The organism is Mesorhizobium sp. WSM4819 (assembly GCF_055811215.1).
This window is the reverse complement of sequence record NZ_JBVVQO010000072.1, coordinates 1-5,168: the sequence shown is the minus strand read 5'-3', so window position 1 is coordinate 5,168 and position 5,168 is coordinate 1. Positions and strand designations below refer to the sequence as shown.

General features: G+C 61.8%; 3 protein-coding genes. All 3 read left to right on the top strand.

The genetic code is table 11. The annotated features are described in order from the left end of the window. The first annotated feature begins 871 nt into the window (after positions 1–871). Positions 872–2,596, top strand: coding sequence for a hypothetical protein (locus tag AC0L18_RS32185; RefSeq protein WP_473495712.1), 1,725 nt, complete (start codon positions 872–874; stop codon positions 2,594–2,596). After that, on the top strand, positions 2,593–2,877 hold the full coding sequence (locus tag AC0L18_RS32180) for a hypothetical protein (protein ID WP_473495711.1): 285 nt from the start codon (positions 2,593–2,595) through the stop codon (positions 2,875–2,877). The genes AC0L18_RS32185 and AC0L18_RS32180 overlap by 4 nt, the downstream gene beginning before the upstream one ends. A gap of 248 nt (positions 2,878–3,125) precedes the next feature. After that, positions 3,126–4,991, top strand: a complete 1,866-nt coding sequence (locus AC0L18_RS32175) for a TPR end-of-group domain-containing protein (protein WP_473495710.1) — start codon at positions 3,126–3,128, stop codon at positions 4,989–4,991. The last annotated feature ends 177 nt before the right edge of the window (positions 4,992–5,168 follow it).

The following is a 5,168-nucleotide window of genomic DNA, read 5'->3' as shown; positions in this document are numbered from 1 at the left end:
GCCATGGCCGCCCCTCGCCTCAGAGTAAGGGCTGCTCTCTCTCCAGAGCTTTTTGCAGAACCTTCAGGACACTATCACTTCAGAAGTCTCCTCCCGATGCCGAAGTAGCGACCCATCCGGGGCCGCCTGCCCCGCGATCGGAAATGTCTGCCTGGCGCAATAAGATGTCCAAGGTGGTCGCCGGCAGCGTCTGCTATCCGGCATCGCAAAGATCGCCTCAAGGGCGGACATGCGGCGCAAAGCAGCCATGCCGCCGTCGCGTGTGAGACTCTGCTTCGGGTCGGAGAACGAACGTGCTACGCGGGAGGCGCCTGCGGTTGAGGTAGAGATCAGGGACCGGTCGTCGCGCCCGCATTGAGCGTCATTCGGCGGCGGCAGAGCATGACGGGCTTCTTCAACAAGGAGCCTGACCATGACCCATCCCGCTCTCGATGCACATCCATCAGCCCTTTGCGCCAGCGGTTGATCGGCGACATGACCATGTGGCGTTTCTCACGGGAGACGCAGCGCAACTATCTCCGACCCATTCGGATTTGCTTAGCGGCGCGAGCCAGGCGGCGAAGGTGTCAGCCTAGTGCAAGGCCGGCCAGGTCACGGAAGAAGGCCAGATCGCCTGATCGATGCTTGGAAGGTTTTCCAACGCGGGCCGATGTCTGCGTTGCGCGCCCGCATCGAAAAACCTTCACCGAGTCGGTCATCTGATGGAGGCGCCAGAGCCTCCAAAGGCGGACGATCGACAGCTTTTTGAGGTGAGCGTAACGAGATTCGTCAACGGGCGGATTCCCAAAACGGCACCGACCCGAGAACAGTGGCTTTATCATTTTTTTGAGTCCTGCGCGGTAAGGTTCCGCGCATGTGGTTGAAGACGTACTTGATCATCACCGGCGTCGGCGCGTTCGTGGCGCTGACAATGCCATGGCTGGTCATCATCGGCAGTTTCTTGATTATCCCGGGGCTCATCCTCGCGTCGATGCCAACGGCCTTCATGTATGGCGTCGCCTTCGCGCTGTTCCGCTTGCTGCTCGGAAGTTTCCTTTCAGGCGTACCTCTGAACGTCATGTCGGGCGCCGCGACGCTGGCACTGTTCTGGACCATCCCCCAGCCAGGCCTCACCTCGGCGAGGGACATGCTGGTCAGCCTGAAGGAGCCGGACATTCAGCCGAGCGCACCGATTGCGCTCAACGGCGACATTCTCCTCGCCCGCCCGTTCGAGGGCCGTTGCGACGCATTGTGCGCGGCCTTGCTCAAGACCCCGGGCGTCACTTCAGTCCGCGTCCAGACCCTTCGCGGTCATTCCAATACCTATCGCATCGTGCCGGACTCGACGCCCGGCAAACGAAGCACCGTTATCGGGCATGGCCTGCTGGAAGAGCGGCGCTACGATGCCTCCGATCCACTCGCCCCTCAGCGCGCGCTGGAAGCCGAATGGAACCTGATGATGTCAGAGGGCAAGGCGCTGCTGCAAAGCGACGACGCCCCCGAACCCGGCTTCACCATCGCGATCGAGGACGGCCCTGCCGTGCCCGATTCCAAGCCCCGGTCGGGACGGGTGGATTGGTCGCTCGAACCCTCCGCACCCCACCGCAAGGCGCTCACCATCACCGACGCCGGTGAACAGGTGCTGCTGCGGCAGTCGATCCTGTCGATCTTTGCCCCGGCGGCGCCGTTGCTGATCGGGACTTCGGGCGGGATCGAGAACTTCCGGTTCGGCTGGGCGCGTCGGCGGCTCGGTGACGGAAGGATGTACGCCGAGGTTCCGGTCAACCGGCTGCTACTCGACCACACCAGCGTTTCGCGCGGCGTGGATATCGAAGCGGCGAAAACGAGAACGCGCGAGGAACTTGCCAGAGCGCTCGACGATCCGCATAAGCCGGTGAGCGATCCCGCGTTCGCGCTCGCCAATCAGTGGATGGACTCGTTCCGCGCGAACGACCAGCCGCTCGGCGAGAGCGACCGGCGTCTGCTGGTTCGCATCTTGGAGGACCTGCGGGTGCGATCCTCAGACGGGCTGTGGGCGGTCATCAAACAGGTTGATGGCGACTCCGCCGATCTGCGGCGGCTCGCCGCCCGCCGCTACCTCGCGGCCACCGACAAGAAGGAGTCGCGCCACTGGATCAATGCCCTGGCCGGCCTCCCTGTAGGTGCATACGCCGATCCTCTGCCGGAAGAGCGCGCGATTCTCGCAGATCCGGCGGTCAGCCGCTTTGCCACCGGCCTGATCAAGCGCCAGGGCGAGCGCGGCGTCGATGCCGTGCCCGACCTGTTGCGGCTGCTGCGTGAGTACTCCGTCTACGATCCAGGCAAGTATGGCTTCAGCGACCTGACCGCGGCTACCGATGCCGTGCGAAGCGGCTTTCGCCGCATTGGCCCTGCGGCCTCTTTCGCACGGCCTGAGATCGAGCAGTTCCTGGCTTCGCCGGGTCTGAAGTACCGCTACAAGACGCTCGGCCAGGAAGAATGGGACGCGCTGCTGGTCGTCCTCGGGAAGCCTGTCGAAACGCTTACCAAGCCGGAAAACCGAAGTGGTACCGACGCGAGGTACCGCGAGCGCGTCGCTCAACGGGCCGCCAGACCTTACGATCCGCGCCGGGATTGATCGCCGACACGGGACGAGAACCTCGCCAATTTATTGCATGCGGATTCCGCTATTTCGGCCTAATCGTTCACGCGATTGATCGTGCTTCGAAACATCCTGCTTTTTGGAAGAGTGTGCCGCCGCTCAGAGGCAGAATCTCAGCGCAGAGTAACGTCAATGGTTTGATTCAGCCCTTGTCCGCGATGGCGGGATCGTTGGTTACTGGCGCAACCATGATCTCCAGCGTGGTCGTTGGCTATGTCTGCTTTCAGGAAACGGCAAAACTGATCTCAACGACCTGAATGAGGCGCAGGGCCGACCGACACAAGGTTTGGGGCCACCCCGATTGCGACTGTCGGCCCGCTGGTCACCGCCAGCCCCGCGCTTTCCCCATAGCATCCACCCTGCACCCCGCAGCTTCCTGCTTGGGAGGTTTTCCAACGCGGGCTGATGTCGATCCCAGCCCGCACCCTCGCGTTGCGGCCCACATCGAAAAACCTTCACCGGTATGCCATTAAATCGTGTAGTATGTACGTTTTCCGGAGACGGCATGTCCGAGGAGCGGGTTGAGCGCCGTCTGGCGGCGATCCTGGCTGCCGACGTGGTAGGCTACAGTCGCCTGATGGAAGCAAATGAAGAGCGAACGCTCGGCGCGCTTCGCCAGCATCGCCGCGAGTTCTTCGATCCAACTGTAGCCAAGCATGGCGGGCGCATCTTCAAGGTGATGGGCGACGGCTTGCTTGTCGAGTTCGGCAGCGTTCTCAATGCGGCCCGTTGTGCCGTAGAAATCCAGCGCGGGATGGTAGAGCGCAACGCCGGGATCCCGGAAGACCGCCATTTCAAGTTTCGGATGGGCATCAATCTCGGCGATCTTGTCGTCGACGGCGACGATTTTTACGGCGACGGTGTGAACATGGCAGTCCGGTTGCAAGGTCTCGCCGTACCCGGCGGCATTGCCTGTTCGGAGGCGGTGCGCCACGAGGTCGGCAACAAACTCGACCTGGACTTCGCCGATCAGGGTGCCAGGACGGTGAAGAACATGTCCCATCCGGTGCATGTCTATTTCGCCAATTGGGGGAATGTCGCCTCGCGCAACGAAATGCGGACCGGCGAGATTGGGACGCGCCCCGACAAGCCTTCGGTGGCCGTCCTGCCCTTCGCCAATATGAGCAACGATCCCGACCAGGAGTTCTTCAGCGACGGCATCACCGAGGACATCATCACGGACCTGTCCAACGTTTCGGGCCTCTTCGTGCTCAGCCGCAACACCGTCTTCGCCTGCAAGCGCCGCGCCCTGAACCTGGAACACATCGCCAGTGAACTCGGTGTCGCCTATGTGGTCGAGGGAAGCGTCCGCAAAGCCGGGAACCGCGTCAGGATCAATGCCGAACTGACCGAAGGGGCGAGCGACGGCCACGTCTGGGCCGCCCGCTATGACCGCGACCTCACCGATATCTTCGCCGTGCAGGACGGGATCACCAAGGCAATCGTCGAGCAGCTCAAGGTCAAACTCCTTCCCGAGGAGAAGAAGGCGATCGAGCAAGCGCCGACCGAGAATGTCGAAGCCTATACGCATTATCTGAGAGGCCGCGAGTATTACCACATCGCGTCGAAGGCAAACCACCTGATGGCCAGGCAAAGTTTCGCCAGGGCTATCGAACTCGACCCGAGCTATGCTCGAGCCTATGCCGGCATCGCGGTCTGCAACACGCGGCTCCGCTCGCAATTTGGCTTCGACATTCAGGTCGAGGATATTCTGGCAACCACTGCAAAGGCGTTGGCTATCGACCCCAATCTGCCAGAAGCGTATGCGGCCATGGGGCACGCCCTTTCGGGCGCTGGTCGCCGCGCCGAGGCAGTTGCCGCCTTCGAGCGGGCTTTGGCCATCGATCCTAACTGCCATGAGGCCAATCGGTACTATGCCGAGTTCTGCGTGACCCAGGGTCAGTTCGAAATGGCAGCGACGTATTTCCTGAGGGCAATCGAGATCAAGCCGGCGGATTATGGTGCGCCGGTTATGCTCGTGAACGTCTTCCGCTCGCTCGGGCAGAACGATCAAGCCGAAAACTATGCGCGGATCGCGATAGGGAAGGCCGAGGAGGAGCTAAGGCTCCACCCGGAGAATGCCAATGTCGGATGCCTTGGCGCGATCATGCTCGCCTTCCTCGGTGAGCACGATCGAGCATTGGCATGGCTCGAGCGCTCCCTTGCGACCGAATCCGGCGACATCAACATCCAGTACAATGCCGCCTGCACCTATGCGCTGCTGGGCGAGAGCGACCGGTCGATCGACCTGCTGGAGGCCTGGTTGCCTCAGGTCGGCACGGAAATGAAGCTGTGGTTCAAGAACGACTCCGATTTCGAGCCCATTCGCGGCCACCCGCGCTACCCCAGGCTGATAGAACTCACGGAATAGGGCGGGGCCGGCGCGCGTTCGCAGACCCGACAAACAAAAGGCTTACGTTGCTTATGAAGTTCTCGCCAAGCAACGGAGATTACTTTATGCTAAGCTAATATGTCGACCGTGAACAATCTTGATCGCTAAGCGGCAAGCTGCTTCGGCCGGTTCAGGAACGCGGCGATCAAGAGCCAC

Coding starts and splice junctions, on each gene's coding strand:
- AC0L18_RS32175 (WP_473495710.1), top strand. CDS start 3,126: ATGTCCGAGGAGCGGGTTGAGCGCCGTCTGGCGGCGATCCTGGCTGCC.